Source organism: Sphingorhabdus sp. M41, from assembly GCF_001586275.1.
GTDB lineage: Bacteria > Pseudomonadota > Alphaproteobacteria > Sphingomonadales > Sphingomonadaceae > Parasphingorhabdus.
Map to the genome: position 1 here is coordinate 1,084,637 of NZ_CP014545.1, position 26,583 is coordinate 1,111,219.

Here is a 26,583-nt window from a genome sequence, read left to right on the forward strand (position 1 = left end):
AATTCGCCCGCTCATGCAATGCAGGATTGTCAACGGCAGATCGCTCGCCTAAGTCGAATTCATGCAAACAACCAATGATATAAGACGGTCTTTTCTGGACTATTTCGCCGCCGAAGGTCACGAGATCGTCCCGTCCGCGCCGCTCATTCCCTATAATGATCCGACGCTGATGTTCATCAATGCCGGGATGGTCCCGTTCAAGAATATCTTCACCGGAGCGGAGAAGAGTTCTTATGCCACCGCAACGTCGAGCCAGAAATGTGTTCGGGCTGGCGGCAAGCATAATGATCTGGACAATGTCGGCTATACCGCGCGACATCATACATTCTTTGAAATGCTGGGGAATTTCTCCTTCGGCGACTATTTCAAGGAACAGGCGATCCTGCATGCGTGGACCCTGATTACAAAGACATGGGGTATTTCACCCGACCGGTTGACCGTCACCGTCTATCATACAGACGACGAAGCCTTTGATCTGTGGAAGAAAATCGCCGGACTGCCGGACGAGCGGATCATCCGCATCGCGACCGATGACAATTTCTGGTCAATGGGTGATACCGGCCCTTGCGGTCCGTGCAGCGAGATATTCTACGACCATGGCGCGCATATCGCCGGTGGCCCTCCCGGCAGCCCGGACGAAGACGGTGACCGCTTTGTCGAAATCTGGAATCTCGTGTTCATGCAATATGACCAGCGCGGCGAAGGCGATCGCGTTGCTCTGCCCAAACCGTCTATCGACACTGGCATGGGGCTGGAGCGTGTTGCTGCGGTCATGCAGGGTGTGCACGACAATTATGACATAGACCTGTTCAAGGCGCTGATCGCCGAATCAGGATCGCTGACCGGGACCTCGACAACCGGTGATAACCAGGCCAGCCATCGGGTGATTGCAGACCATCTGCGCGCATCATCCTTCCTTGTGGCCGACGGTGTGCTGCCCTCCAACGAAGGCCGCGGCTATGTATTGCGGCGGATTATGCGGCGGGCGATGCGCCATGCTCATCTGCTGGGCGCCAAGGATCCATTGATGCACCGGATGGTCGGTTCGCTGACCGGTGAAATGGGCAATGCCTTCCCCGAACTGATCCGCGCCAAGCCGCTGATCGAAGAGACATTGTTGCGCGAGGAAACCAATTTCCGGCAGACATTGGCCAACGGCCTGAAGCTGCTCGATGCGGAAATCGCCGATATGGACGAGGGCGATATCCTGCCCGGGGAAACCGCTTTCAAACTTTATGATACATTCGGATTTCCCTATGATCTTACCGAAGATGCCTTGCGCGCCCAGTCGCTGGGTGTGGATCGCGAAGGCTTTGACAAGGCGATGGCGGAACAGAAAGCCGCTGCCCGTGCCGCCTGGAAAGGGTCCGGCGACCAGGCGTCCGATACTGTCTGGTTCGATATAGCCGAACGGGAAGGCAGCACCGAATTTACCGGGTATACGTCCGAGCAAGGCGAAGGCGTCGTGGTTGCGCTGGTCAGGGATGGTGCTGAAATAGATACGGCCCAAAGCGGCGAGACGGTAACCTTGTTGACCAACCAGACGCCGTTCTACGGTGAAAGCGGCGGTCAGATGGGCGATGCTGGCGAGATTTCCGGCGCGGACGGTTTCGCTGCCGCCGTCACCGACACCAGAAAGCCGCTCGGACGGCTTCATGCCCACCAGATTGAAATCAAGTCGGGTACCGTCTCGGTCGGTGATATGGTCCATCTGACGGTGGATAAGGATCGGCGCACCGCGCTGCGGGCCAATCACAGCGCCACCCATTTGCTGCACAAGGCGCTGCGGCATCATCTGGGCGACCATGTGACGCAAAAGGGCAGTCTGGTCGCACCCGATCGTCTGCGGTTCGACTTTTCGCACGTCTCGGCACTGACCGAGTCCGAGTTACAGGCCGTCGAGGCTGATGTGAATGCGCAGATTCGCGGTAACAGTCCGGTGACGACACGATTGATGAGCCCGGATGACGCGGTAGCCGCAGGCGCGCTTGCCTTGTTCGGCGAAAAATATGGCGACGAGGTGCGGGTGCTTTCGATGGGCCAGGACGCCGATCTGGATTATTCGGTCGAGCTATGCGGAGGTACCCACGTCAGTGCTCTGGGCGATATCGGGCTGATGGTGATCGTGTCGGAATCCGCGGTTGCCAGCGGTGTCAGACGGATTGAAGCGCTGACCGGCGAAGCGGCTCGACTGTGGCTGGCGGATCGCGATGCCAAGCTCAAATCGATTGCCGCAGCGCTGAAGTCTTCTCCTGAAGAAGCCGCGGATCGCGTGGCCATATTGATCGACGAGCGCAAGAAACTGGAGCGCGAACTGACCGAGGCGAAAAAGGCACTGGCTTTGGCCGGTGATGGCGGCGGAGCAAAAGCAGCGGAAGCGGAAACCGTCGGCGATGTGACCTTCAGCGGTCAGGTGATCCAGGGCCTGAATCCAAAGGAATTGCGCGGTCTGGTTGACCAGGCGAAGAAGCAATTGTCGAGCGGCATAAGCGCACTGGTTGCGGTGAACGATGGTCGGGCAACCGTTGCGGTTGGTGTGACTGACGATCTGACCGGGCGCTTCAGCGCGGTTGATCTGGTTCAGGCAGGTGTTGCCGCCGTTGGCGGGAAGGGCGGCGGCGGTCGTCCGGACATGGCGCAGGGCGGCGGTCCCGACGGCGCGAAGGCCGATGATGCGATTGCCGCTATCAGGTCTGTTCTTGCGGGCTGAGCCCGTCCGGCACCAAATCGTCAGCTGTCGCCTGTCCGACAGATGTGGAGAATGATTTGAGCTTGGGTTCCTGATCCAGGTCGCCTTCTTCCTGTATCTGTTTGCGGTAGATATCGCGCAGTTCGTGGATCGATGCGATGACCGGGCCCATGGCCACGCCATTTTCGACGAGCACGGCTTCCGACAATTGCAGCGAACCCTCGAGCGCTTCGGGCACGGCATTGGTTGCGCCGGCCTGATAAAGTTCGGCGGCATGTTCTATGTCCCGCGCCCTTGCAATGATCGGCAGGTCAGGCACCCAGGCGCGAACCTTTTTGACGATCTGTACCGACAGCACCGGCTCGTCCATCGTCAGGACCAGAGCCTTTGCATGCCCCAGTCGCAAACGGTCGAGCATTTCGTTGCGAGATACGTTGCCGAACATGATCGGATAGCCCTCGCGGCGGGCCTTTGCGACCGTATCGATGTTGGTTTCGACCGCCAGATATTTCTGGTCATGGGTTGTCAGCAGATCGGCGATAAGCTTGCCGACCCGGCCAAAGCCGATGATGATCGTCTGCTGGGCTTCAACCGGCAATTCATCGGCCGCTGCACCACCGCCGCTGCGCATTTCCATCCGCCGAGCGATGTCATGGCCAAACCGGGCCAGCAACGGGGTAATGGTCAGGCCGATGGCCGTCACAATCTGCCAGAATGCCGCCGTTTGGGGCTGGATGAGCTGCGCCTGTGTCGCCGCGGCCAATACGATCAGGGTGGTTTCGGACGGGCTCGACATCAAAACACCGGCTTCGGTAGCCGTTCCGGCACTAGCACCTGCGAAGCGGAGCAACCCGCCGGTCACCGCAGCCTTTACCAGAACAACGCCGACGACGGCGGTGAGCAGACTGCCCCAATTCTCAAGTACTACGCGAATATCGACCTGCATCCCGACGGTGATCAGAAACACGCCAAGCGCCAGCCCCTTGAACGGCTGGGTGATGACTTCGACTTCCCCGTGATATTCGGTTTCGGCGATGAGCAGGCCAGCGAGCAGGGCGCCGACGATGGGTGACAATCCGGTTGCGGCGGTTGCCAGACTCGCGAGGATTATGACCAGCAAGCTGACGGCGAGGAACAGTTCCGGGCTCTTTGTGCGCGCCGCCTGCGCAAAGATGCGGGGTAGCAGTAATCGTCCGAGTACCAGCATGCCGATGATGACCGCGCCACCAAGCAACAGAGTTCGTCCCAGATCACCCCATCCGCCATCGGCGGTGATCGCCGGGGAAATGGCTCCGAGGAGGAAAATGATCGGGACAATGGCGACATCCTCGAACAGGAGCATCGCCAGAGCGGCACGTCCGACCGGGCTTTTGGTGCCGGACATCGGTAGCACCAGAGCGGTCGAGGACAGGGCGAGGGCAAGACCTAGGCCCAATGCCCCGGCGGAATTTTGACCCAGCAGATATAAAACCGATGCGATAATCAGGCCTGAAGCCAGCAATTCCGCCGCACCAACACCGAATACGAGCCGACGCATCGACCAGAGACGTTTAAACGAGAGCTCCAGTCCGATGGAGAATAGCAGCAGGATGATGCCCATTTCGGCAAATGGCTCGATCGATTCGCGGTCGCTGATCGTGACAAATTGTAGCCATTCATATTGGCTTTGCAGCGAGCCGAGGCCCGACGGTCCAAGCAGGAGGCCGACCAATATGAACCCGATGATCGGTGTGATCCGGAAGCGGGTAAAGGCGGGAATCACGATCCCTGCCGCGCCAAGAATGACGATTGCGTCAATGAAGGCTGGATTTTCGAGAGGACTGTGCATGGAGCGACCCTATATACGAACGATCTGTTTGTCAGCAGCTTACGTGAAGGAGAAGGCAATTGCCGAAAAATGGCCGCGACATGGTGATTGCCAGCGGGGTCTCCGGTTCTTGGCAACGCTATCTATGCGATGTCATCGATTTGCGGTGTTTGTAAAAAGGCTAGCAGATGCGTTGCATCCACGAGCTTCAGATAATTGCGCGGGAAAGGGGGATTGCGCCGCTATTGCGGCACAGTCTTTGGGTGGTATTGGACCAGGGTTCGGGCGAGAGGATATCCACTCGCCCGAAATTCCCTTCAATCCGTTAAGACTTTTGCCAGTTTTCCATTTCCGTCTCCAGATTGGAACGAACCGCTTCGAAAAACTGTTCGGTCGTCATCCATGACTGGTCTGGTCCGATCAGGATCGCGAGATCCTTGGTCATGTCGCCATTTTCAACGGTCTGGATACAGACTCGTTCCAATGTTTCGGCAAAGCGCGTGACGTCTGGCGTATCATCAAATTTGCCACGATAGATCAGGCCGCGGGTCCAGGCGAAGATCGAGGCGATCGGGTTGGTCGATGTCGCCTTGCCTTGCTGATGCTGGCGGTAGTGGCGTGTGACCGTACCGTGCGCGGCTTCCGCCTCGACGCAATCGCCGGTCGGGGTCATCAGCACCGAAGTCATCAGGCCAAGCGAACCGAAGCCCTGTGCAACCGTGTCCGACTGGACATCGCCATCATAATTTTTACAGGCCCAGACGAATTTGCCGCTCCATTTCAAGGCTGAAGCAACCATGTCATCGATCAGGCGATGTTCGTAGGTAATTCCGGCCTTGTCGAACTTGGCTTTGAATTCTTCCTGGAAAATCTCTTCGAACAGATCCTTGAAGCGCCCGTCATAGGCCTTCATGATCGTGTTCTTGGTCGACAGATAGACCGGCCATTCGCGGTTCAGGCCATAGTTCATCGATGCGCGGGCGAAATCCCGGATCGAGTCATCCAGATTGTACATCGCCATGGCAATGCCGGGGGAGGGGAACTGGAATACTTCTTCGTCGATTGAATCGCCATTGTCGCCTTCCCAGACCAACCGCAATTTGCCTGGTCCGGGCACCTTGAAGTCGGTGCAACGATACTGGTCGCCAAAGGCATGACGGCCGACAACGATAGGATCGGTCCAACCGGGCACGAGCCGCGGGACATTGTCGATCACAATCGGTTCACGGAACACGACGCCGCCAAGAATGTTGCGGATGGTGCCGTTTGGCGATTTCCACATCCGTTTCAGACCGAATTCTTCGACCCGGTCTTCGTCCGGGGTGATTGTCGCGCATTTTACGCCGACGCCATGCTTCTTGATCGCATTGGCCGCGTCTACGGTGATCTTGTCGTTGGTATCGTCGCGGACTTCGATCGAGAGATCGTAATAATGCAGATCAATGTCGAGATAAGGTTCGATCAACCGCTCGCGAATCCATTGCCAGATGATCCGCGTCATTTCGTCGCCATCAATTTCGACGACCGGGTTTTTGACCTTGATTTTCGACATATCGTTTATTTCTTTCCTGAAACGGGAACAAGAGGGAGGAATGATGTTGCGAGCCTCTTAGCAAAGATTGTCATTTGTTCAACCCAGAGTTGCTGGCTCGGCTTGCTGATGGCTGAGCAATTTTCCGGTCGAGGATTTTCAATATATCAACGGGAGTGTTGTCAGGACAATGGCTCGCCACTAAGTAGCGTCCATGGCAATTGAAAAATATTCGAACAAGGGGCTGGGTGAAGCCAAATGGGCTTTCCCGCCGATCCATCCAGAGGGACGGAAATTCGCGGTCATCGCCGGAGTAATTACTGCGTTTTTTGCAGTCATGGCCTGGGAGACCCTCGCTTGGCCGATGGCGGCTATTACCATATGGGTATTGGCTTTTTTCCGGGACCCGAAACGGGTCACGCCGCTCGACGAAAAATATATTGTTTCGCCCGCTGACGGCCTGGTCAATCTGATCATGCCGGTAAAGCCGCCTGTTGAACTGCAGGGTGAGGGTGGACTTGGCGATGAGGAATTGATCCGGGTCTCGATATTCATGAGCGTCTTCGATGTCCATGTAAACCGGACGCCGATTGAGGGAACCGTCAAACGGCAGGCCTATATTTCCGGAAAATTTCTGAACGCTGATCTGGACAAGGCAAGCGAGGAAAATGAGCGGCAGCATTTCCTGGTGGAGCGGAACGACGGGCTCAAGGTCGGTTTTACCCAAATCGCAGGTCTGGTGGCCCGGCGGATCATGGCCTTTGTCAAGGAAGGCGATTTTGTTGCCGTTGGCCAGCGCATCGGACTGATACGATTTGGTAGCCGGGTCGATGTCTATCTGCCCAAGGGGACCGAATCAAATGTCGTGTTGGGGCAGCGGGCGATTGCCGGTGAAACCGTCATCGCCGTGATCGGGCAGACAAAAGAAATTGAAGGTGTAGGCCAATGATCGCCGGATCGCCAAATCGCGGGTTGCAGTACAGCTGATGGCTAACAAAGGTTCACTCAAGCGACCCGAACGCGGGATTCCGCTGCGCGCTTTCGTTCCGAATGCAGTAACGGCGCTGGCGCTTTGCGTCGGTTTGAGCAGTGTTCGTTTCGCCTATATGGACAATTGGGTGCTGGCCGCGGCATCGATCGTTCTGGCGGGCATATTGGATGGCCTGGATGGCCGAATTGCCCGTTTGCTGAATGCCCAGAGCCGTTTTGGTGCGGAACTGGACTCGTTGTCGGATGTAATCGCCTTCGGCGTGTCGCCTGCGCTGGTGATGTTTCTGTGGTCGACTCAATATATGCCGCAATTCGGTTGGGTTCTGGCGCTTACGATGGTCGTTGCCTGTGCCCTCAGGCTGGCTCGCTTCAACGCGTTGATCGATGATGAAGACCAACCACATAAATCGGCCGGGTTTCTTACCGGTATCCCGGCGCCCGTCGGTGCCGGCCTAGCGATGTTGCCGCTATATCTGTGGATGATTACCGATCAGGAAATCTTTCGCCATTATGCGTTGGTGTCTCCGTGGATCGTGCTGATTGCTTTTCTGATGCTGTCCAACACCGCGACCTACAGCTGGTCTTCCCTGCGTTTGCGTAAAAATATCAGGCTGGAGGCCATTGCCATCATCGCCTTGATCGGAGTTGCGCTGATCAATTCTCCCTGGATCATGCTGTCCGCGATCAGTATCGGCTATCTGATATTGATACCGTTCAGTGTCCGCAGCTATGCGAAGGTCAAGCGGCAGCGCGCAGCGGCACGCGCTGCGGCGAGCGATGCTGCGCCATAAGCGGCGACGTTTTAACTGTCCGGTGCCGATAGGGCGTTGACTGGAAAATCGCTTCGGACGGATCGACCCGCACCCCGTTGCGAATGACGCTGGCAATCCTGTCCCTATATTGGAAAAACATCATCGAAATGACTATGGCAGAGCCCGCAAACGCGAGCAGAAAAAAGGAAGAGATAGCGATACTGAGCATGTGTTGATTCCATTCGTTCTATCAATGAACCCTTAATGTTCCATATCTGTTCTCATTGTCAAGCGCTATTTGATTGCAGCCGGGAATCCGGGGGCAAACGGCGTGCTGCGGCCGCAAGTATCTGTTGCAGTAAGCGTATGAACCTTTTAACTGGTCGTTCTTTGGGAACTGATCGATGGTGCATATTACTCAACCGCCAAAAACCACTGTTTCTTCTTTTCCATCCATTCAGGCCAAATTGGCATCCTGCTCCCAGGTCGTGGGAGAAGCATTTTTCCCGGTGATGGTGGAAGCGCTGGCCGAAGCGCTTTCGGCGCGATGGGTGCTTTTGAGTACTCTTCATCCGGTTGACCGCGGTAAAGCCTGTACCGTGGCGGTATGGGACAATGGGCCCGGCGAGAATTTCGAATATGATCTGAAAGACAGCCCCTGCGAAAATATCGTGGGGCAGGGTGCCTGTTGTTTTCCCGATAATATTGTCGATCTTTTTCCGCAGGACCAGATGTTGAAAGACATGGGCGCTGTTAGTTATGTCGGAACGCCGTTGCGGAGTTCATCAGGGGAAATTCTGGGTCTGCTGTCCGTGCTGGATGAAAAGCCGTTTGAAAATGCAGAGCAGGCTTCCGAAGTGGTCGAAGTGTTCTCCGGGCGCGCAGCGGCTGAACTCGAGCGGCTGGCAACGGCTTCGCTCAACGAAAGGTTCGGGCGTATCGTCGAGGATTCGGTCAGTGAAGTCTATATTTTTGACGGAGATAGCTATCATTTCGAGTTGGTAAACCGGGGGGCTCGGGAAAATCTTGGCTATTCAATGGAAGAACTTCGTCTGTTGACGCCCTGGGATATCAAGCCGCAATTTAATCAGGAAGAATTCATTCAATATGTGACGCCGTTGCGGAAGGGCGAGGTCGCAAACCAGCTATTTGAAACGCAGCATCAGCGGAAAGACGGTTCCATTTACGATGTTGCGGTGCAGATACAGTTTTTCCCGGGCGTCGAAAATCTTTTCTATGCTTCGATTAGCGACATCACCGATCGCAAGCGCGCAGAAGAAGCGCAGGCCCATCTCGCAGCCATTGTATCTTGTTCCAGCGAAGCAATCATATCCAAGGCTTTGGATGGAACGATAAAGAGCTGGAACAATGGAGCGGAAAAAATCTTCGGTTATTCGGCCGAGGAGATGATCGGGAAATCCATTCGCGCGCTCATTCCTGCCGACCGGCAAAATGAAGAGGAAGACATACTCGCGCGGATCAGTCGCGCCGAGCAGGTCAATAATTACGAAACGGTGCGCTTGTGCCGGGATGGGCGGGAGGTCGACGTATCGGTCACCGTTTCGCCGATTTTCGATTCTGCAGGGACAATCGTGGGCGCGTCCAAAATTGCCCATGACATAAGCGATAGAAAACTCGCGGAAGCGCGAGAGCAACTGCTTATGGGAGAGGTCAACCATCGAGCGAAAAACATGCTGACACTGGTGCAGGTGATCGCACGCCAGACAGCTGCGAATGACGCCCATACTTTCGCGCAGCGTTTTGACGAACGCATACTCGCGCTTTCGGCCAGCCACGATGTTCTGGTAAACAGCTATTGGCAAAATGTGCCGCTGGATGAACTCGTCAGATCGCAGCTGGGGCATTTTCAGGATATATTCGGCGCGCGGATAAAACTGTCCGGGCCGTCTATCAAAATCACGGCGCCGGCGGCTCAGGCGATTGGAATGGCGCTGCATGAACTCGCTACCAATGCTGCAAAATATGGCGCGCTGTCCAATGACGAAGGGACGATCGAAATTGTCTGGCAACTCGACGAGAGCGAAGGTTCTGAACAGCGCTTGCTGATGGACTGGATCGAGCGGGGAGGGCCGAAGGTTGAAAAGCCATCTCGAAACGGCTTTGGGTCCACGGTAATTGATCAGATATTGGAAGCCAGCATCGATGGTGAGGTTACGCTGGACTGGCTCCCGACTGGTCTTGTCTGTCATGTATCCTGTCCGGCCGAAAAGGTGCTCGATAATTTAGAGGTGTCGAGCCAGCAATCGCAGGCGGCTCCGCACAAGGGGCGGGCAAGCTCGTCGGAGACCCGACGCATTCTGGTCGTAGAGGACGAGATTCTCATTGGAATGGAAATATCTGCAATATTGAAAGATGCCGGATTTGAAATCTCTGGTCCAGTGGCAACGGCCGCGGCAGCGCTTGCGATATTGGAGCACCAGATGTGCGATGCAGCGGTGTTGGATATCAATTTGGGCAGAGAAACGTCCGAGCCCGTTGCCCAGCTGCTTTCCAAGGCGGGAACTCCCTATCTCTCGGTGTCTGGCCGCAGTATAGAAGATCGTCCACCGGCATTTTCCGATGCTCCTCATCTTGCTAAGCCAATTCAATCGACGCTTTTGATCAGAGAATTGGGGCAGTTGCTTGACGCAACGGCAAGCCAGAGTCCGGGGCAAGTCGGCTGAGCGAAGCTGCCGAGGTTCCGGTGCGGTCGTCGCGGAACCTCCCGCCGGACGGAATTATGAGGCTGGCGCGAACGATTCCAGTCGGCGCTGTTTATGGTCAGGTTGTTACCTTCCTGTAATTTGTGGTTGCATTTTCCGCTGCTTCGCCTTAACGGCACGCTCATTCCACATGGAAAGCACTCATACCGGTGCCAATAGCGGTCTTTCAGGTCGTTCGAGGTTCTCAGCTTTCCAGAGGCATAACCGGATAAGGAGAAATATTATGGCGGCCCCTGTCGTCACCCTACAGCAATTGATTGAAGCCGGAGCGCATTTCGGCCACCAGACCCACCGCTGGAACCCGAAGATGAAACCATACATCTTTGGTGCCCGCAACAGCGTCCACATTCTTGACCTTTCGCAGAGCGTGCCCTTGTTCGCACGGGCGCTCGACTTTATCGCCAATGCCGTTTCGGCTGGTGGCAAGGTCCTGTTCGTTGGTACCAAGCGTCAGGCGCAAGAGCCTATCGCTGAAGCAGCGCGCGCGAGCGGCCAGCATTTCGTAAACCATCGCTGGCTCGGCGGCATGCTGACCAACTGGAAAACGATTTCCAACTCGATTCGCCGGATGAAAACCCTGGAAGAGCAGCTCGGTGGTGACACCGCTGGCTTTACCAAGAAAGAAGTCCTGCAGATGACGCGCGAGCACATCAAGCTGGAACTTTCGCTTGGCGGTATTCGCGACATGGGCGGCATTCCTGATGTCATGTTCGTGATCGATGCCAACAAGGAAGAACTCGCAATCAAGGAAGCCAATGTTCTGGGTATTCCGGTTGTCGCAATTCTCGATTCCAACGTTGATCCAAGCAACATCGCTTTCCCGGTTCCCGGCAATGATGACGCGGCACGGGCGATTCGCCTCTACTGTGAATCCGTTGCTGCCGCAGCCACCAAGGGCGGCCAGGACGCTTCGGTTGCAGCTGGCGAAGATCTCGGAGCAGCGGTTGCTCCTCCGGTTGAGCAGATCGTGTCGAGCGAAGCCAATGCCAGTGCCATGACGTCCGGCGAAGAAGCGGCGGTTGCCGATATTGCTGAAATAGCGGCAGAAATGACGTCAGCTGAAAAAGCGCCGGCAGAAGAAGCGAAGGCGGCTGCTGTCAAGAAAGATGATGCAAAGGCAGGCGAAAAAGCCTGAACTTGAAGCTTCTTTCTGCGGTCATATATTGACTGTAACAAAACAAATAGGGGGCGGCATTTTTGTCGCCCCAATTTCACATTTCCCGGTCAAGAAATTGAGGAACGAATAATGGCTATTACAGCAGCAGCAGTGAAAGAACTGCGTGAGCGCACCGGTGCGGGCATGATGGATTGCAAAAAGGCACTGAACGAAACCAATGGTGACGTCGAAGCAGCGGTAGATCTGTTGCGGACCAAGGGCCTGGCCGCAGCACAGAAAAAATCCAGCCGTACGGCAGCAGAAGGTCTTGTCGGTGTTTCCGTTGAAGGCACCAAGGGCGTTGCCGTTGAAGTGAACAGCGAAACCGATTTCGTTGCCAAGAATGAACAGTTTCAGGACTTTGTTGCCAAGGTGACAACCGTTGCACTGGGTCTGAACAGCGACGATGTCGAAGCTTTGGCTGCTGCAGACTATCCTGCTGGCGGCACCGTGAAAGACGTGCTGACCAACAATATTGCGACAATTGGTGAAAATCAGGCGATCCGCCGGATGAAAACGGTCGCAGTCTCCAGCGGTTTGGTTGTTCCCTATATTCACAACGCTGTCACACCTACGATGGGCAAGATCGGCGTATTGGTTGCGCTCGAAAGCACCGCTGGCGCTGACGTTCTCGAGCCACTCGGCAAGCAGATTGCGATGCATATCGCGGCTGCATTTCCTCTGGCGCTGAACGCAGACGGTCTCGACCCTGAAATGCTCGCTCGCGAGCGGGCAATCGCCACCGAAAAAGCAGCTGAATCCGGCAAGCCTGAGAATATCGTCGAGAAGATGGTCGACGGTGCGATGGCGAAATTCGCCAAGGAAAATGCACTGCTCAGCCAGACTTTCGTGATGGATAATAAAACTCCCATCGCACAAGTCGTCGAGCAAGCCGGTAAAGATGCCGGTGCTGAAATCAAGCTGACCGAATATGTCCGGTTCCAGCTTGGTGAGGGCATCGAGAAGAAAGAAGAAGATTTTGCAGCGGAAGTTGCTGCTGCGGTTGCTGGCTAATCGAGCAACAGATTGAATATTTCAGGCGGTAACGCTTGGCAGCATGGCGCGGACTATCTATGGTCCGCGCCATAGTTGTATTTGGGGCCGGGCATTGATTCCGGCGGGATAGGATTGGCATGAAACGACCGGCGTTCAAGCGTATTTTGCTGAAGCTTTCTGGTGAAGTCCTGATGGGCTCGAGTGAATTCGGGATCGATCCGGAGACGGTCAACCGCATTGCGACCGAAGTAAAATCTGCCAAAGAGGCAGGATTTGAGCTGTGTCTCGTCGTTGGCGGCGGCAATATATTCCGTGGACTGGCTGCGGCAGCCAAAGGCTTTGAACGGACTAGCGCCGATTATATGGGCATGCTGGCAACGGTGATGAATGCTCTGGCGGTGCAGAATGCGCTGGAACAAATGGGTTGTGATACGCGTGTCCTGTCGGCCATCCCGATGGCGAGCGTGTGTGAACCATATATTCGCCGCAAGGCCGTACGCCATCTGGAAAAAGGCCGCATCGTCATTTTTGCAGCGGGGACCGGCAATCCTTATTTTACCACCGACACGGCCGCAGCGTTGCGCGCAGCGGAAATGGGCTGTGAGGCGCTTTTCAAGGGCACGAGTGTCGATGGCGTCTATAATGCCGATCCGAAACTCGATCCTGACGCCACGCGTTATGAGGAATTGAGCTTCGATCAGGTGCTGAGCGATAACTTGAAGGTCATGGATGCCAGTGCGGTTGCGCTCTGCCGTGAAAACAAGATACCAATCGTCGTCTTTTCGATCCGGGAGCAGGGCAATCTTGCCACCGTATTGGGTGGCGGCGGAACTGCGACCATGGTCGGAACAACCGAATAGCTATTTAGGGGAAACAGCAATGGCAAAATATGACAAAGCCGATCTGCAAAAGCGGATGAATAGCACGCTGGAGGCGCTCAAGCATGATTTGAGCGGCCTGCGTACCGGCCGGGCCAATATCGCTCTTCTGGATACGATAACGGTTGAGGTTTACGGCTCGAAAATGCCACTCAATCAGGTCGCCACTGTGTCTGTGCCAGAGCCTCGTATGCTGTCGGTCCAGGTTTGGGACAAGGCCAATGTCCAACCGGTGGAAAAGGCAATCCGTTCGGCCGGGCTCGGATTGAACCCGATGACGGACGGTCCCAATGTCAGGCTTCCCATTCCGGATCTGACCGAAGAGCGACGCAAGGATCTTGCCAAATTGACCGGTCAGTTTGCCGAAAAGGCCCGCATTGCCATTCGCAATGTCCGGCGGGACGGCATGGATGATTTGAAAACCGACGAGAACAAGAAAGAAATCAGCGAAGATGACAGAAAGCGGCTCGAGACTGAAGTCCAGAAACTGACGGACGACATGATTGCTGAAGCCGACAAGCTGGCCGATGCTAAAGAGCAGGAAATCCTCACCCAGTGAAGCTTGCGCGTTCAAAGAGCGGTTCTGCAGATCCTGCGCAGGCTGCGGCCGGGATATCCGACCCGACATTTGGTGCCCGTCACGTAGCAATCATCATGGATGGCAATGGGCGCTGGGCGAAGCGCAAGCATCTGCCGCGCGCCCTCGGCCACAAAAAGGGTGTCGAAGCGGTCCGTAATATTGTCCGTGTAGCCGGAAAAATGGGCATCGAGGTCATGACACTCTATGCTTTTTCATCGGAAAACTGGAACCGGCCGGAAGAAGAAATCAGCGATCTAATGGGATTGCTGCGGCAATATATTCAGTCGGATATCAATGAATTTGTCGAAAATGGCGTGCGATTGAAGGTCATCGGCAATTACAAGGCGCTGGATGCCGATATTGTCACCATGATCGACAATGCGATAGAGAAAACCGCCGGCAATGACAAGATGACGCTGGCCGTCGCGCTCAACTATGGCGCGCAAGACGAAATGCTCCGCGCGGTCCAGCATATCGCAGGCACTGTGAAAGCGGGCGAACTGGAGCCGGAGGCGATCACGCTCGGTCATATCTCCGGTGCACTGGATACAGCCGATCTGCCACCACTGGATCTGCTGATCAGAACATCTGGGGAGCTGCGGCTGTCTAATTTTCTTTTATGGCAGGCTGCCTATTCAGAACTTTATTTTACCGACACACTCTGGCCGGATTTCGACAAGGCTGAGCTTGAAAAGGCGCTGCAATCCTTTGGTGATCGTGAACGACGATTTGGTGGACGCTGAACATGGCTGAACCAGCTGCTCCGGCGCCTAAAAAAGCCAATGAACTGCAAACTCGTGTCATTGTTGGTGTTCTCCTGATTGGGGCGGCTTTGCTGGCGGGTTATTTTGGTGGCATGTATCTCTGGTTGCTTGCCGTGCTGATGTCGCTTGGCATCATGAGTGAGTGGGCAGGGCTCACGGGCCGTCGCGAGAAGCGACTGCTCGCAATGTATGCGCTGTCCGTGCCCCTGGCGATCATGTCTCCATGGGCTGCGGGGGCATCTTTTCTGGCGCTCGGCCTGATCCTGGGGGCTGCGATGTTTGTCGCGGTATTTGATCGTTCGACCAGGCTCGCTGCCGGCGTGATCTATGCTGGCCTTCCGGCTCTTGCGATTCTCTATCTGCGCGAGATTGATAACGGGATTCTAATCATGCTGTGGACGCTCGCGCTGGTCTGGGCCACGGATATAGGTGCCTATTTTTCAGGTCGTGCGATCGGCGGACCCAAATTGGCGCCGCAATATAGTCCGAACAAGACCTGGGCAGGCTTGATCGGTGGTGTCGTCCTGACTGCGGCTTTGAGCTTCGTGCTGCATATCTATTGGGAGCTTCCCTTCTATCTGGTTTTGCTCAGCCTCCCGCTTGCGGTCCTGGCACAAATGGGTGACCTGTTCGAAAGCGGGCTCAAGCGAAAGGCGGGCGCCAAGGATAGCGGGACGATATTCCCCGGTCATGGTGGCGTCATGGACCGTCTCGACGGATTGATCCCGGTCGCACCGGTTGTCGCCCTGATCATGCTGGTCGAAAACTGGCCCACCGGATCATGACCAAATCGATTTCGATATTTGGTGCGACAGGATCGGTCGGTCTGTCGACTCTGGATCTTGTCCGTCAGCATCGGGATCAATATGATGTCATTGCCCTGACTGCCAACGGAAATGCTTCGCAGCTTGCCGCATTGGCCAAGGAATTTTCTGCACGGATCGCAGTTGTTGCAGACGATGCCGCCTATGCCGAACTCAAGCAGCTACTGGCAGGAACGTCGATCGAGGCCGCTAGCGGGCCGGACGCGCTGATTGCTGCGGCTGCTCTTGGTGCGGACTGGACAATGGCTGCGATCGTCGGTTGCGCCGGACTGCCGCCGACACTGGAAGCCCTGCGCTGCGGCAAGACGGTTGCCTTGGCCAACAAGGAGGCTCTGGTTTCTGCCGGTGCCCTGATGATCAACGAGGCCCGGAAAGCCGGTGCGACATTATTGCCGGTCGATTCCGAGCATAATGCGATATTCCAGGCGCTGCAGGGCGGTCGGATCGATCAGATCCGCAAGATTACCCTGACTGCCAGTGGCGGTCCGTTTCGCACTTGGACGCGCGAGCAGATGGCAAGCGTCACGCCGGAACAGGCGGTCGCGCATCCCAACTGGAACATGGGTGCCAAAATATCGGTCGACAGCGCGACGATGATGAACAAGGGGCTGGAACTGATCGAGGCTCATCATCTTTTCCCGGTCGGGCTCGAAAATATCGAGATATTGGTGCATCCGCAGTCGGTGATTCACTCGATGGTCGAATATCGGGATTGTTCCACGCTTGCCCAGCTGGGCTCCCCGGACATGCGGATACCGATTGCCAGTGCGCTGGCCTGGCCGGACCGGATGACGACCAATTGCGAGCCTCTCAATTTGGCAGAGATCAGCAGGCTGGATTTCGAACTGCCCGACGAAAATCGCTTCCCGGCCACGAAAATTGCGAGAGCCGCGATCATGGCGGGCGGTGCAAAGCCGGCGATGCTCAATGCAGCCAATGAGGTTGCCGTAGCAGCATTTCTGAATCGTGCGGTTCAGTTTCTGGACATCACAGAGATTGTATCGCGACTGTTAGATAGTTATAGCCCGCCCGACCCAAGCGAGTTGGCGGATATTTTTGCGATAGACAAAGAAACGCGCGTTCGGACCGAACAGCTGGTTGAGGAATTGAAGGTTTGACGGAAAATCCCGGTATTTTGATATATTTATTTTCATTTCTGATCGTCATCGGTGTGCTCGTTTTTGTGCACGAGATGGGGCATTATCTGGTCGGGCGCTGGTGTGGCGTGAAGGCGGAAACCTTTTCAATCGGCTTTGGCAAAGAGATTACCGGGTGGACCGACAAGCGCGGGACGCGCTGGAAAATCAGCATGTTGCCATTGGGCGGCTACGTCCAGTTTGCCGGAGATATGGATCCGGCGGGGACAAAGAGCAAGGAATGGCTGAGCCTGCCGGAGGCGGAACGCAACCAAACCTTCCAGTCCAAATCATTATGGCGGCGCGCCGCGATCGTGTTTGCAGGACCGGCGATCAATTTCATCTTTGCCATTTTGATCATCATGGGTTTTGTCATTGCTTATGGCACCAGTGCGACCCTGCCTGTTGCGAGCGAAATTTCTCCCAATTCGACCGCGGCTGCTATCGGGATGAAGCCCGGAGACCGGATCATATCCGTCGACGGTGAGCAGATTGAGCTATTCGAGGATCTGCGGCAGAAAATGATTCTGATTCCCGATCAGAATGTTGAAATTGTCTACGAACGGGACGGCCAGCGCATTGCCAAGCGCGGCAAAATCGGCGTCCATATCATGAAGGATAGGTTCGGCAACGAATATCGGCTGGGTCTATTGGGCATGTCATCCAACAAGGTAGAGTGGCGCGAAGTCAGTCCGCTTGAGGCACCTGCTGTTGCGGTAGAGAAAACCTTTGGCATCGTGGATCAGATCACGACCACCCTCGGCCAGGTGATTACCGGCAAGCGTTCGATCAAGGAGCTTGGCGGACCGCTCAAAATTGCTCAGGTTTCCGGAGAGCAGTTCAAGATGGGGCTGGAAAGTTTCATTCTTTTTGTCGCACTGATCTCAATTAACTTGGGGTTCATCAACTTGCTGCCAATCCCGATGCTCGATGGAGGGCACCTGATGTTCTATGCAATTGAAGCGGTGCGGCGAAAGCCGGCCAGTCCAAAAGTGCAGGAATGGGCTTTTCGGTCCGGATTGGCACTGGTTATGGTGTTCATGCTGGTGGTGACATTTAACGATTTATCGTCATTTGGCCTGTTCCGGTCTATCACCGGCTGATTGACCATTGATTGACACGCTGCATTGGGGCAGGGGGTTGGCGAAGTTGGTGCTTTGGTGCCAGTTTCATTTTATTTTTGGTTTATGGTGTGAAAGCGAGTGTGTCTGTGAATCATAAAAAGCGGCTTCTACCCTTGTTAATGTGTGGCACTATTCTGAGTGGCGCAGCGGTTTCTTCGCAGGCGCAAGCGCAGGAAGCGGCGCAAGCCGCATCCGTGGCTCCGACGGACAACACCATACGGTCCATCGTCGTCAATGGTGCCCAGCGACTGGAGCCCACCACTGTCCTGTCCTACATGAAATTGCGTATCGGACAGACGTACACGCAAGAATCGGCCGATCAGGCCCTGAAGGATCTGTTTGAAACAGAACTGTTCAAGGATGTCAGTATCCGGAACGACCAGGGTGCCGTGATCATTGAGGTTGTCGAAAATCCCGTGATCAACCGCATCTTGCTGGAAGGCAACAAGCGGATCAAGGAAGACAAGATCTATCCCGAGATCCGATTGGCTCCGCGACAGATATTTACCCGGTCAAAAGTCCGGGCCGATGTCGCTCGAATCGTCGAGCTGTATAAACGCAAAGGTCGCTTTGCGGCGAACGTTGAGCCGAAAATGGTTCAACTGGACCAGAATCGCGTCGATATTGTTTTCGAGATCAATGAAGGACCCAAGTCCAAGGTTCAGCAGATCAACATCATCGGCAACGAAGAATTTTCCGATGGCAAGCTGCGCGGTGAAATGGTTACCAAGCAATCGCGCTTCTATCGTTTCTTCAGTTCCAGTGACACTTATGATCCGGATCGTCTTGCCTTTGACCAGCAAAAACTCCGTCAGTTCTATTTGACAGAAGGTTACGCAGATTTCCGGGTTATCTCTGCTGTTGCCGAGCTAACCCCGGACAAGCGTGATTTCATCATCACCTATGTCGTGGAAGAGGGTGATCGTTATCAGTTCGGTGAAGTGACGGTTGAAAGTGAAATTCGCGATTTTACCGCGGAATTCCTGACCCCTCAGCTGCCGATGAAAGCCGGGGATTTTTACAACGCCAAGCAGGTGGAAGATACTGTCGAGCGGCTTTCGGAAACTGCCGGCCTATTCGGATATGCTTTTGCCGATGTCCGCCCGCAATTCACCCGGAACAAAGACACGCTGACCATGGATATCCTGTTCCAGGTCGCGGAAAGTGACCGGGTCTACGTCGAACGGATCGACATCAACGGCAACACGCTGACCCAGGACAAGGTCGTGCGCCGGGAGTTCCGGCTGAATGAAGGGGACGCTTTCAACAGCTTTCAGGTCAAGCGATCAGCCAACCGGATCAAGTCGTTGGGCTTTTTCCAGGAAGATCTGGAAATTGAGCAAAAACAGGGAAGTGCACCCGACCGCATCATATTGGAAGCCAATGTTGAAGAAAAGGCGACCGGGGAACTGCAACTTTCGGCTGGATTTTCCAGCGTCGAGAATTTCATTCTCCAGGCGTCCGTGCGGCAGCGGAACTTTCGTGGCAAGGGGCAGGAACTGCGAGCCAGCGCCAGCTATTCGAGTTATTCGCAGTCGATCGAGCTAGGCTTTACCGAGCCCTATCTGTTCGACCGGAATATTGCCGTCGGCGCGGATGTTTTTCGTCGTGACTTGAACAGCTTTAACTACGTCAATAGCGATCGCCAAACTACCTTTGAGCAGCTTACTACGGGTTTCCAGATCCGGGCGGGTGTTCCGATCACCGAATATCTGTCCGCATCGCTCCGCTATGGGCTCAGTCAGGACGACGTGACGCTTGAGCCAAGTCTGTTTTTCACGGACAGCAATAGCGACGGAATTCGGGGTAACAGCCCGGCGGATGTTTGCGAACCACTGCTTGCCGGACGTTATTTGTGCGATGCTCTGGGTAATCGCACGACATCATCCATTGGTGCATCTTTAATTTATGATGACCGGGACAATCGCATTCGCCCAACCCGTGGTCAGTCGATTGTCGGCAGCGTCGATTTTGCTGGCCTGGGGGGCAGCGTCAAATATCTCCGCGGTCGTTTGAATGCTTCCAAACACTGGCGTGTTCTGGGGGATTTCATCTTCACCGCTAGTGCCGAAGGCGGATATATTCATCCGCTGGAAAATCGTTCGACGACTGCAGGGGACGGCATTGATGACGTCCGTCTGACCGATCGCTTTTTCCTCGGTGAACCGCAAATCCGAGGTTTTGATATTCGCGGCGTTGGGCCACGCGTTGTGCGTTCATCGACTATTCCCGGACTGGATACCAACGGCAATCCGATCAACGTGATTGTGGACGCCAGCAGTGGCACCCAGACCGACGATGCAATCGGCGGCCGGGCTTATTATCTGGGACGCGCAGAGCTTGAAATTCCGCTGGGATCCGGTGCGCGCGAACTTGGTTTGCGGCCTTCCATTTTTGTCGATGTCGGTGCCGTTTTCAACGTGGTTCAGCCGCTGCTTCTTACCGACCTGCAAACGCAATCTTCGGGAACCGTGGCGACCCGAGATGCCACTGGTGCTGTGATTAGAGATGCTACTACCGGCGCTATCATTACGGCCACCGGGCCGCTGTATCTCAGCCTTGATGATACCGGGCAGGCCGTACAGGTGGTGGACGCCGTCAATGCGAGTGGTGTTGCCAATCCTATCGCCACCAACTTCACGGAGGGTTTTTTCGGTGATTCACCAAAGCCACGAGTATCCGTCGGCTTCGGCGTGAACTGGAATTCTCCATTTGGTCCATTCAGGATCGACATAGCCAAGGCACTGTTGAAAGAGCCGGGCGATGATACCAAATTATTCACCTTCAACGTAGGAACACAATTCTGATGACAAGTTTTTTCAAAACTGCACTCGCCGTTCTCGCCGTAACTGCTGCGCCCCTGGCGCTTGGTTCTGTAGCAAACGCTCAGGTCTCCGGCATCGCTACGGCAAATCCAACGATTGCCATAGCCAAGACGAAAGCTTTTTCTGCCGCCTATTCTCAGATTGGAACGCAGTACAAGAGCTATTTTGATCAGATTGAAGCGCGCAACAAAACTCTGAACGGACTGCGTGCGCAGCTGGACACGGACAATAACAAGCAGCTGACGCAGGAAGAGCTTGATGCTGCAGTAAAAGCCAAGAGCCCGGTTTTGCAAAGCATGCAGACTGAAGAAGAAGAAATCCAGAAGCTTCAAACTCCTGCAATCAAAGCCCAGATGTTTGCAATCGAAAGTATTTTTAACGAATATTCCAATGCTCAGCAGCAGGTAGTCGCAGCCAAGAAAATCGGCGTTATCCTGAGCCCGGATGCATTTATCTATGCGCCGCCGCAGACAGATGTCACCGATGCTATCACAGCGGCTCTGGACACGAGAGTCCCGACGGTCAGCACCACGCCCCCTGCAGATTGGCAGCCGCAGCGCAACACTGTGTCGCTCCATCAGCAGTTGCAGCAATTGCTGATGGCAAGTGCCCGTAGTCAGGCGACTCAGCAACAGCAACAACCGCCGGCGGCACAGCCAGCCAGTCGCTAGTTGACTATTGATGACCGAACTTCTCGACTATGATGTAACCAAGGTGATGGCGGTGCTGCCGCACCGCTATCCCATGCTTCTGGTCGACCGGGTGGAGGAACTTGTAAAAGACGAATCCATTCGGGCGATCAAGGCGGTCACCATGAACGAAGGCTTTTTCCAAGGCCATTTTCCGGGGCGACCGATAATGCCCGGCGTAATGATCGTGGAAGCGCTGGCGCAGGCCGCCGGTGTTCTCGCGATGGAGAGTTTCGACATGGTTGGTTCGGGAAAACTGGTCTATTTCATGGCAATAGACGGTGCGAAATTCCGTCAGCCTGTGGAGCCGGGCTGCTTGTTGACCCTGAACGTGAAATTTGAGCAAAAACGTGCGCGCGTTTGCAAATTTTCCGGACGGGCAATGATCGGCGACAAGCTGGCTGCCGAGGCGAACTTTACCGCGATGATAGCCGACCCTCCAGCGGCATAGGCTTTTATAAAAGAATCTTGCCCTTTTGCCATTCGGCGGTTAATGCGCCGCTTCCGTTAAATTTATTCGCTTTGGGTCTGGTCGGAAACCAGCCTGTTTAGGAGCCGAAAATGAAATCCGATACGCATCCAGACTATCACATGATCACCGTTCAGATGACCGATGGCACGACTTTTGAAACCCGTTCAACATGGGGCAAGGAAGGCGATACGCTGCAACTGGACATCGATCCTTCCTCGCACCCTGCATGGACCGGCGGCAACCAGCGCCTGCTCGATCAAGGTGGCCAGGTGGCTCGCTTCAACAAGCGCTTTGGTGGTTTGTCGCTCAAAAAGAGCTGATCTTTATCGAGGCTATTCAATAGCTTCAATGAATTACCACAATTTGATCTGGCCTAGCCAGGAAGATAGCAGGGAAAGCTTTTCCCGGTATATTTCCGTGGCCCGTTCCGTCGTGGTTTGCACAAACTGAATTCGTGAGCCCGAACCGAGCTGGCCGATCAAATGACGGTCGGCCCTGATGATCTGCGCAATCCGGGGATAGCCTCCGGTTGTCTGCGCATCGGGACCGAGAAGATAGGGCTGGCCGCTCGGTGGGAGCTGGATTGTCCCGGGGAAAACCGCTGCGCTCGGCATATTGGACGAGTCGCAAGCGCTTAGGGCTCCGCCCTCCAGTGCCAAGCCCATTCGGCTGGCCCGTGCTCCGACTGCATAGGGAGCCAGACACAGGTCATCCAGGACGTTCTCGTTCCGTGTGTCAGCTTCCGGCCCCGGAGTAATCCGCAGCACATGATTATCGCTAAAATGCGGTCGGAGATCTTCCGGTGTGGTTCGCTGCAATTCCGTGACTGGCGAATCTGGGGTGAAGGCAATGACATCGTCATTCCTGAGGGCCCGGCCGTGAAACCCGCCGAGCGCTGCTGCCAGACAGGTTGACTGGCCTCCGAGCAGATGGTCGGCATGAATTTTAGCCGCTGTCGCCAGATAGGTCCGGCATCCCGGGCGGCTCGGGCCGATATCGATCTGGTCCCCTGTCATGACTTTCAGCGTCTGATGCCGAGGTCGATCCTGACCATTGATCCGGACATGTTCAGCCGCACCGACGACAGCGATGGAGCCGGGCTCGTTCATCCGGAAAAGCGCGCCCGTGAGCGTGATCTCGATTGCGATTTCACCATAGGACTTTCCGACAAGAAAATTTGCCAGGGCCAGCGAAAGACAATCGGCGGCTCCGGCCGCGGGCATGCCCAGATGCCGGTGCCCGGTGAAGGGCGCGCCTTGCAACGAGCTTTGCAGCCCGGCATTCAAAACGGTGATGCTCATTGTTCCGTTTCCTGTGGCCAGTGATCGAACGCGTCTTTCGAAATGGCCTCGAAGCGCACAGTATCTCCGGCTGAAAGCAGGGCGGGCTGGTCTTTGGCCGGATCGAACAGGCGGAGCGGTGTGCGACCGATAATCGGCCATCCGCCGGGGCTGTCAAAGGAGTAGATACAGCTTTGCCGGCCAATGATACCGATGGAGCCCGGCGCGACCGATTGTCTTGGATTGGCGAGCCGACCGATATCGGAACATCCTTCCATGCTTTCCAGATAGGCAAAGCCAGGCATGAAGCCCAGCATGGCTACCCGCTGTATTTGTGCTGCATGCCAGGAGGATAATGTCTCCGTCGTGATCCCCAGCTTTTTGGCGGCATATTCACTATCCGGAGCGAGCGCTGCGTCATAGCAGACAGGGATCACCTTAGTGGACGGCGACATTCCGGCCATCTGTGTCAGGTCGCTGATTTGATCCGACGCCATGCTGGCGGCATCAGCGGGCGAAACGAGGGCGGGATCGAACTGTATCGCTATGCTGTCGATGCCCGGTACAATTTCTGTCCAGCGAACGTCAGCGGATAATATATTCCGCGCAGCCAGGACTCTATCCATGTCGGGCAAGTTGATGCTGATCCAGTCGTCACAGATGTGGATTGTCGGACGTGGGACGGCCATTATCGGACTGAGCCGATCACAATGCAGGCTTGCTCGAGCGCAAGACGCATCTTTCTGGCTGTTTCCAGAGCGCCGTTGCTGTCAGAGTGGAGGCAGAGGCTCTGCGCCCGGATTGTCAGAGGTGCTCCATCCTTTGTATTCAGCGCAGTCCCTTTTGCCAGCGACAGGCCTTGGTGAATTCGCAGGGCATCGTCCGCAATCACGGCACCCGCTTCGCTGCGGGGAACCAGTCTGCCATTAGCGGCATATTGCCGGTCGATGAAGGCTTCGGCGATGAAGGGAATCGCTCTTTCGTCGGCTGTTTTCTGAAGGAGCGATCCGGGCATGCCCACCAGAGGGAGAGTGGACCGGGCTGCCAATTTGACCAGCAAAGTGGAGAGTTCCGGATCATCCTGTGCGTCGTTGTACAGAGCGCCATGTGGCTTGATGTGGGTCAGCGTCACGCCGGTTTCTGCCGCGGTGTCCCCGATGGCGTCTAGCTGTTCCGTCAGACTGGCTTCCAGGTCCGCAAGCGAAAGCTCCATCGTTTTGCGTCCGAAACCGGCGCGATCAGGATAAGAGGGATGGGCGCCGGGCGCGACAGACCGCGACTTCGCAGCCGCCAGCATCGTTCGCATGATGTCCGGCGATCCGGCGTGGCCACCGCAGGCGATGTTAATGCTCGATACGATGTCCATGATCGCGATGTCGCGGGCGACACCTGCGGGGCTTTCATCCTCGCCAAGGTCGGCATTCAGATCGATCATCACGGTCACGGCCAGAACCCCAGTGCGCGGGCGATCAACCGGACACCCAAGCCGGTGGTGATCAGCAAAATGGCTACGCCGAGAATATTGGCCCTAAGGCCATTTGCATATTGCCCGAGCAGCGCCTTGTTGTTCGCCAGCCGGAGCAGGAAAATCGCAATGATAGGGAGCAGCAGGCCGTTGGCGATCTGGGCAACGAATATCAGCTCAACCGGCTGATAGCCTAGCAGAGCTGCTGACATGCCAGAGAGGATCACAATCAGAGCACCGATCTGAAACGGTCTGCGCGAGTGGGACGATTTGAAAATTTCCTGCACGATATAGCCTGTGGCCAACGGAGCGGTGATGGCGGAGGTAAGACCCGCTGCGAATAGGCCCGCGCCGAGCGTGACAGTCGCCATGCTGCCAAACAGGGGGGTGAGCTGCTGTGCCATATCAACCGCATTTTCTATCGTCTTGCCACTGCCAAAAAGGCTGGCTGCCGCGGTTGCCAATATCGTCATCGAAACCAGCCCGCCGATGCCGATTGAAATAGTGTTGTCCAGCTGGGCTTCGGGCAATTGCTCCTTGTCCCAGCGCTCGCGTACGCTCGCTGCATGGAGAAACAGATTATAGGGTACGATGGTGGTGCCAATGAGTGCGATCGCGGTCATCAAGCCACCATCAGGGACGGATGGTACGAAGCCATCCAGCAAGGCCCCGAGGTCCGGTCTGATCAGCAAGAAGGTCAGAATGAAGGCCGCGCTCATCAATAATACCAGCAGGATCAGGATATTTTCTATCCATTTGGGTTTTGATAAAACCAGCATCGCCGCCGCAAATAGCGCAATGGTGAGAATGATCGGTGCTTTGCCAAAGGCCAGTGGCCCGCCGTTAATCGCTTCGAGACCAAGCGCAGCGCCGGACATATTGCCGGCCTCATAAGCTGCGTTGCCAAGCACGAGAGCGGAAATCAGAAGCAAGGCTGCAAGGGTGCGGACAAGAGGCGACGCTACAGATTTGAGCATCGCTTCTGCCAGTCCGAGTTGCGTAACCAGCGCGATGCGGATGGCGAAGGACTGGAGGATAATAGTGGTGAAAGTGGCAAATGCCAGCGCCCAGAGCAGCGCGAATCCGAAACTCGCTCCTGCCAATGTGCAGGCTGTCACGGTTCCGGGGCCGATGAAGGCGGCAGAAACCATCATGCCGGGGCCGGGCCGGTAGTTAAGAATTTTCATTGTCTTTGGTGCAATCGATTCATCCATTCCATGGCCAGGGTTTTTCGCGATACCATTTGGTGATCACATATTTTGTGCCTTTTCTCACCTTCATGCCATGATGCAAGGTCCAGTCATTGACCGAACTGTCGAGATTGCGGTTATTCCAGCACAACATGGTTCCGGTTTCAGGGGTAAAGCTTTTCTTGAAATGCGGGAAGCGGGTGGCACCACCTGCCTCGGGTTCGTTGAGATAGATCATGAATGTCCAACTGCGCTGGCCGGAGATGGAGCAATATTTTTGGAAATCCTGGCCATTGGGGTCGAAAAAATCCGTGTGCGCCTTGAATTCCTGACCGACCGCATAGCGCTGACCCTGCAGGGGCTCGCCAAATTTCGCGTCGATATCGGCGAAAGCACAGATCTTCGCGTCAATTTCAGCCACGAAGCCATCCGCATGGTCGAGATCACAGGTCTCGCTGGTCCGGAAATAATCATCACCATTGGGGTCGGCGATAGCGGACGGGCGGCGCTTTTCGTCGATTAGCGCCATCAGTTTGCGGCATTCGTCGGGATTGAGGAAATTTTTGACGATGCATAATTCTATTTCCTTGCGCGGGAACCGCTGCACCTTTCCCAATGCCACGAGATAGTCAGCCGAAGTATTATTGGCCTCTGTCATATGAACGTCCAAAATTGTACCTAACCAACCTATGTTAGGATAAATGAATCCCCG

Annotated in this window: 24 protein-coding genes; 16 read left to right on the forward strand and 8 right to left on the reverse strand. The window is 55.5% G+C overall.

What is annotated here, in order from left to right:
* Positions 1–61 precede the first annotated feature (61 nt).
* On the forward strand, positions 62–2,710 hold the full coding sequence (alaS, locus tag AZE99_RS05235; RefSeq protein WP_067198642.1) for an alanine--tRNA ligase: 2,649 nt from the start codon (positions 62–64) through the stop codon (positions 2,708–2,710).
* Here the strand turns inward: alaS and AZE99_RS05240 are convergent.
* Both AZE99_RS05240 and AZE99_RS05245 read right to left on the reverse strand, forming a co-directional pair.
* A complete protein-coding gene (locus tag AZE99_RS05240) occupies positions 2,688–4,517 on the reverse strand; it encodes a cation:proton antiporter domain-containing protein (protein WP_082788253.1) in 1,830 nt (609 codons plus the stop codon). The two genes, alaS and AZE99_RS05240, sit on opposite strands and share 23 nt — an antisense overlap.
* A gap of 304 nt (positions 4,518–4,821) precedes the next feature.
* Positions 4,822–6,048, reverse strand: a complete 1,227-nt coding sequence (locus AZE99_RS05245; protein ID WP_067198644.1) for an NADP-dependent isocitrate dehydrogenase — start codon at positions 6,046–6,048, stop codon at positions 4,822–4,824.
* Positions 6,049–6,241: 193 nt separating this feature from the next.
* Between AZE99_RS05245 and AZE99_RS05250 the strand changes: the two genes are divergently transcribed.
* Both AZE99_RS05250 and AZE99_RS05255 read left to right on the forward strand, forming a co-directional pair.
* Positions 6,242–6,976 carry a phosphatidylserine decarboxylase gene (locus tag AZE99_RS05250; protein WP_067198645.1) on the forward strand — a complete coding sequence of 245 codons (735 nt, stop codon included), beginning with the start codon at positions 6,242–6,244 and terminating at the stop codon, positions 6,974–6,976.
* 37 nt (positions 6,977–7,013) lie between these two features.
* A complete protein-coding gene (locus tag AZE99_RS05255; protein WP_067198647.1) occupies positions 7,014–7,808 on the forward strand; it encodes a CDP-alcohol phosphatidyltransferase family protein in 795 nt (264 codons plus the stop codon).
* On the opposite strand, the gene AZE99_RS16260 is transcribed toward AZE99_RS05255, so the two are convergent.
* On the reverse strand, positions 7,756–7,998 hold the full coding sequence (locus AZE99_RS16260; protein ID WP_197460257.1) for a hypothetical protein: 243 nt from the start codon (positions 7,996–7,998) through the stop codon (positions 7,756–7,758). The genes AZE99_RS05255 and AZE99_RS16260 overlap by 53 nt on opposite strands.
* Positions 7,999–8,236: 238 nt before the next feature.
* Here AZE99_RS16260 and AZE99_RS05260 point away from each other — a divergent pair, with 238 nt between their 5' ends.
* The 13 genes from AZE99_RS05260 (at position 8,237) to rpmE (ending at position 22,256) form a co-directional block, all read left to right on the forward strand.
* Positions 8,237–10,453, forward strand: a complete 2,217-nt coding sequence (locus AZE99_RS05260; RefSeq protein ID WP_197460258.1) for a PAS domain S-box protein — start codon at positions 8,237–8,239, stop codon at positions 10,451–10,453.
* Positions 10,454–10,715: 262 nt separating this feature from the next.
* Entirely contained in the window at positions 10,716–11,627 is a 912-nt protein-coding gene (rpsB, locus tag AZE99_RS05265) for a 30S ribosomal protein S2 (RefSeq protein WP_067198651.1), read from the forward strand.
* A 111-nt stretch (positions 11,628–11,738) separates the two neighbouring features.
* The gene (gene tsf, locus AZE99_RS05270) at positions 11,739–12,662 is read left to right on the forward strand and encodes a translation elongation factor Ts (protein ID WP_067198652.1); all 924 of its coding nucleotides are present in this window, start codon (positions 11,739–11,741) and stop codon (positions 12,660–12,662) included.
* 119 nt (positions 12,663–12,781) lie between these two features.
* On the forward strand, positions 12,782–13,504 hold the full coding sequence (gene pyrH / locus AZE99_RS05275) for a UMP kinase (RefSeq protein ID WP_067198654.1): 723 nt from the start codon (positions 12,782–12,784) through the stop codon (positions 13,502–13,504).
* A 19-nt stretch (positions 13,505–13,523) separates the two neighbouring features.
* On the forward strand, positions 13,524–14,081 hold the full coding sequence (gene frr / locus AZE99_RS05280; protein ID WP_067198656.1) for a ribosome recycling factor: 558 nt from the start codon (positions 13,524–13,526) through the stop codon (positions 14,079–14,081).
* 53 nt (positions 14,082–14,134) lie between these two features.
* The gene (locus tag AZE99_RS05285; RefSeq protein WP_067203305.1) at positions 14,135–14,845 is read left to right on the forward strand and encodes an isoprenyl transferase; all 711 of its coding nucleotides are present in this window, start codon (positions 14,135–14,137) and stop codon (positions 14,843–14,845) included.
* Positions 14,846–14,847: 2 nt separating this feature from the next.
* A complete protein-coding gene (locus tag AZE99_RS05290) occupies positions 14,848–15,651 on the forward strand; it encodes a phosphatidate cytidylyltransferase (protein ID WP_067198658.1) in 804 nt (267 codons plus the stop codon).
* On the forward strand, positions 15,648–16,808 hold the full coding sequence (locus tag AZE99_RS05295; RefSeq protein WP_067198659.1) for a 1-deoxy-D-xylulose-5-phosphate reductoisomerase: 1,161 nt from the start codon (positions 15,648–15,650) through the stop codon (positions 16,806–16,808). Before AZE99_RS05290 ends, AZE99_RS05295 begins: the two co-directional genes overlap by 4 nt.
* Positions 16,805–17,929: an RIP metalloprotease RseP gene (gene rseP / locus AZE99_RS05300; protein ID WP_067198661.1), complete on the forward strand. Its 1,125-nt coding sequence runs from the start codon at positions 16,805–16,807 to the stop codon at positions 17,927–17,929. The genes AZE99_RS05295 and rseP overlap by 4 nt, the downstream gene beginning before the upstream one ends.
* A gap of 140 nt (positions 17,930–18,069) precedes the next feature.
* Complete coding sequence (bamA, locus tag AZE99_RS05305; protein ID WP_067198663.1) at positions 18,070–20,757, forward strand: outer membrane protein assembly factor BamA; 2,688 nt, start codon at positions 18,070–18,072, stop codon at positions 20,755–20,757.
* Entirely contained in the window at positions 20,757–21,446 is a 690-nt protein-coding gene (locus AZE99_RS05310) for an OmpH family outer membrane protein (protein WP_067198665.1), read from the forward strand. Before bamA ends, AZE99_RS05310 begins: the two co-directional genes overlap by 1 nt.
* 10 nt (positions 21,447–21,456) lie before the next feature.
* Positions 21,457–21,915: a 3-hydroxyacyl-ACP dehydratase FabZ gene (fabZ, locus tag AZE99_RS05315; protein ID WP_067198666.1), complete on the forward strand. Its 459-nt coding sequence runs from the start codon at positions 21,457–21,459 to the stop codon at positions 21,913–21,915.
* Positions 21,916–22,025: 110 nt separating this feature from the next.
* Positions 22,026–22,256 carry a 50S ribosomal protein L31 gene (gene rpmE, locus AZE99_RS05320; protein WP_067198668.1) on the forward strand — a complete coding sequence of 77 codons (231 nt, stop codon included), beginning with the start codon at positions 22,026–22,028 and terminating at the stop codon, positions 22,254–22,256.
* 33 nt (positions 22,257–22,289) lie between these two features.
* Here rpmE and AZE99_RS05325 read toward each other — a convergent pair whose 3' ends face one another.
* The 5 genes from AZE99_RS05325 to AZE99_RS05345 are packed head-to-tail and all read right to left on the reverse strand — an operon-like array spanning position 22,290 to position 26,529.
* Positions 22,290–23,237 carry a biotin-dependent carboxyltransferase family protein gene (locus AZE99_RS05325; protein ID WP_067198670.1) on the reverse strand — a complete coding sequence of 316 codons (948 nt, stop codon included), beginning with the start codon at positions 23,235–23,237 and terminating at the stop codon, positions 22,290–22,292.
* The gene (locus AZE99_RS05330; RefSeq protein ID WP_067198672.1) at positions 23,234–23,905 is read right to left on the reverse strand and encodes a 5-oxoprolinase subunit B family protein; all 672 of its coding nucleotides are present in this window, start codon (positions 23,903–23,905) and stop codon (positions 23,234–23,236) included. Before AZE99_RS05330 ends, AZE99_RS05325 begins: the two co-directional genes overlap by 4 nt.
* The gene (pxpA, locus tag AZE99_RS05335; protein ID WP_231862726.1) at positions 23,905–24,651 is read right to left on the reverse strand and encodes a 5-oxoprolinase subunit PxpA; all 747 of its coding nucleotides are present in this window, start codon (positions 24,649–24,651) and stop codon (positions 23,905–23,907) included. The genes AZE99_RS05330 and pxpA overlap by 1 nt, the downstream gene beginning before the upstream one ends.
* Before the next feature lie 5 nt (positions 24,652–24,656).
* A complete protein-coding gene (locus AZE99_RS05340; protein WP_231862692.1) occupies positions 24,657–25,895 on the reverse strand; it encodes an Nramp family divalent metal transporter in 1,239 nt (412 codons plus the stop codon).
* A complete protein-coding gene (locus AZE99_RS05345; RefSeq protein WP_067198676.1) occupies positions 25,888–26,529 on the reverse strand; it encodes a prolyl hydroxylase family protein in 642 nt (213 codons plus the stop codon). The genes AZE99_RS05340 and AZE99_RS05345 overlap by 8 nt, the downstream gene beginning before the upstream one ends.
* Positions 26,530–26,583 lie beyond the last annotated feature (54 nt).

What these genes read in the sequence shown, in the direction of transcription:
- alaS (WP_067198642.1), top strand. Translation starts at nt 62, where the DNA reads ATGCAAACAACCAATGATATAAGACGGTCTTTTCTGGACTATTTCGCC.
- AZE99_RS05240 (WP_082788253.1), bottom strand. Translation starts at nt 4,517, where the DNA reads ATGCACAGTCCTCTCGAAAATCCAGCCTTCATTGACGCAATCGTCATT.
- AZE99_RS05245 (WP_067198644.1), bottom strand. Translation starts at nt 6,048, where the DNA reads ATGTCGAAAATCAAGGTCAAAAACCCGGTCGTCGAAATTGATGGCGAC.
- AZE99_RS05250 (WP_067198645.1), top strand. Translation starts at nt 6,242, where the DNA reads ATGGCAATTGAAAAATATTCGAACAAGGGGCTGGGTGAAGCCAAATGG.
- AZE99_RS05255 (WP_067198647.1), top strand. Translation starts at nt 7,014, where the DNA reads ATGGCTAACAAAGGTTCACTCAAGCGACCCGAACGCGGGATTCCGCTG.
- AZE99_RS16260 (WP_197460257.1), bottom strand. Translation starts at nt 7,998, where the DNA reads ATGCTCAGTATCGCTATCTCTTCCTTTTTTCTGCTCGCGTTTGCGGGC.
- rpsB (WP_067198651.1), top strand. Translation starts at nt 10,716, where the DNA reads ATGGCGGCCCCTGTCGTCACCCTACAGCAATTGATTGAAGCCGGAGCG.
- tsf (WP_067198652.1), top strand. Translation starts at nt 11,739, where the DNA reads ATGGCTATTACAGCAGCAGCAGTGAAAGAACTGCGTGAGCGCACCGGT.
- pyrH (WP_067198654.1), top strand. Translation starts at nt 12,782, where the DNA reads ATGAAACGACCGGCGTTCAAGCGTATTTTGCTGAAGCTTTCTGGTGAA.
- frr (WP_067198656.1), top strand. Translation starts at nt 13,524, where the DNA reads ATGGCAAAATATGACAAAGCCGATCTGCAAAAGCGGATGAATAGCACG.
- AZE99_RS05290 (WP_067198658.1), top strand. Translation starts at nt 14,848, where the DNA reads ATGGCTGAACCAGCTGCTCCGGCGCCTAAAAAAGCCAATGAACTGCAA.
- AZE99_RS05295 (WP_067198659.1), top strand. Translation starts at nt 15,648, where the DNA reads ATGACCAAATCGATTTCGATATTTGGTGCGACAGGATCGGTCGGTCTG.
- bamA (WP_067198663.1), top strand. Translation starts at nt 18,070, where the DNA reads ATGTGTGGCACTATTCTGAGTGGCGCAGCGGTTTCTTCGCAGGCGCAA.
- AZE99_RS05310 (WP_067198665.1), top strand. Translation starts at nt 20,757, where the DNA reads ATGACAAGTTTTTTCAAAACTGCACTCGCCGTTCTCGCCGTAACTGCT.
- fabZ (WP_067198666.1), top strand. Translation starts at nt 21,457, where the DNA reads ATGACCGAACTTCTCGACTATGATGTAACCAAGGTGATGGCGGTGCTG.
- rpmE (WP_067198668.1), top strand. Translation starts at nt 22,026, where the DNA reads ATGAAATCCGATACGCATCCAGACTATCACATGATCACCGTTCAGATG.
- AZE99_RS05325 (WP_067198670.1), bottom strand. Translation starts at nt 23,237, where the DNA reads ATGAGCATCACCGTTTTGAATGCCGGGCTGCAAAGCTCGTTGCAAGGC.
- AZE99_RS05330 (WP_067198672.1), bottom strand. Translation starts at nt 23,905, where the DNA reads ATGGCCGTCCCACGTCCGACAATCCACATCTGTGACGACTGGATCAGC.
- pxpA (WP_231862726.1), bottom strand. Translation starts at nt 24,651, where the DNA reads ATGATCGATCTGAATGCCGACCTTGGCGAGGATGAAAGCCCCGCAGGT.
- AZE99_RS05340 (WP_231862692.1), bottom strand. Translation starts at nt 25,895, where the DNA reads ATGGATGAATCGATTGCACCAAAGACAATGAAAATTCTTAACTACCGG.
- AZE99_RS05345 (WP_067198676.1), bottom strand. Translation starts at nt 26,529, where the DNA reads ATGACAGAGGCCAATAATACTTCGGCTGACTATCTCGTGGCATTGGGA.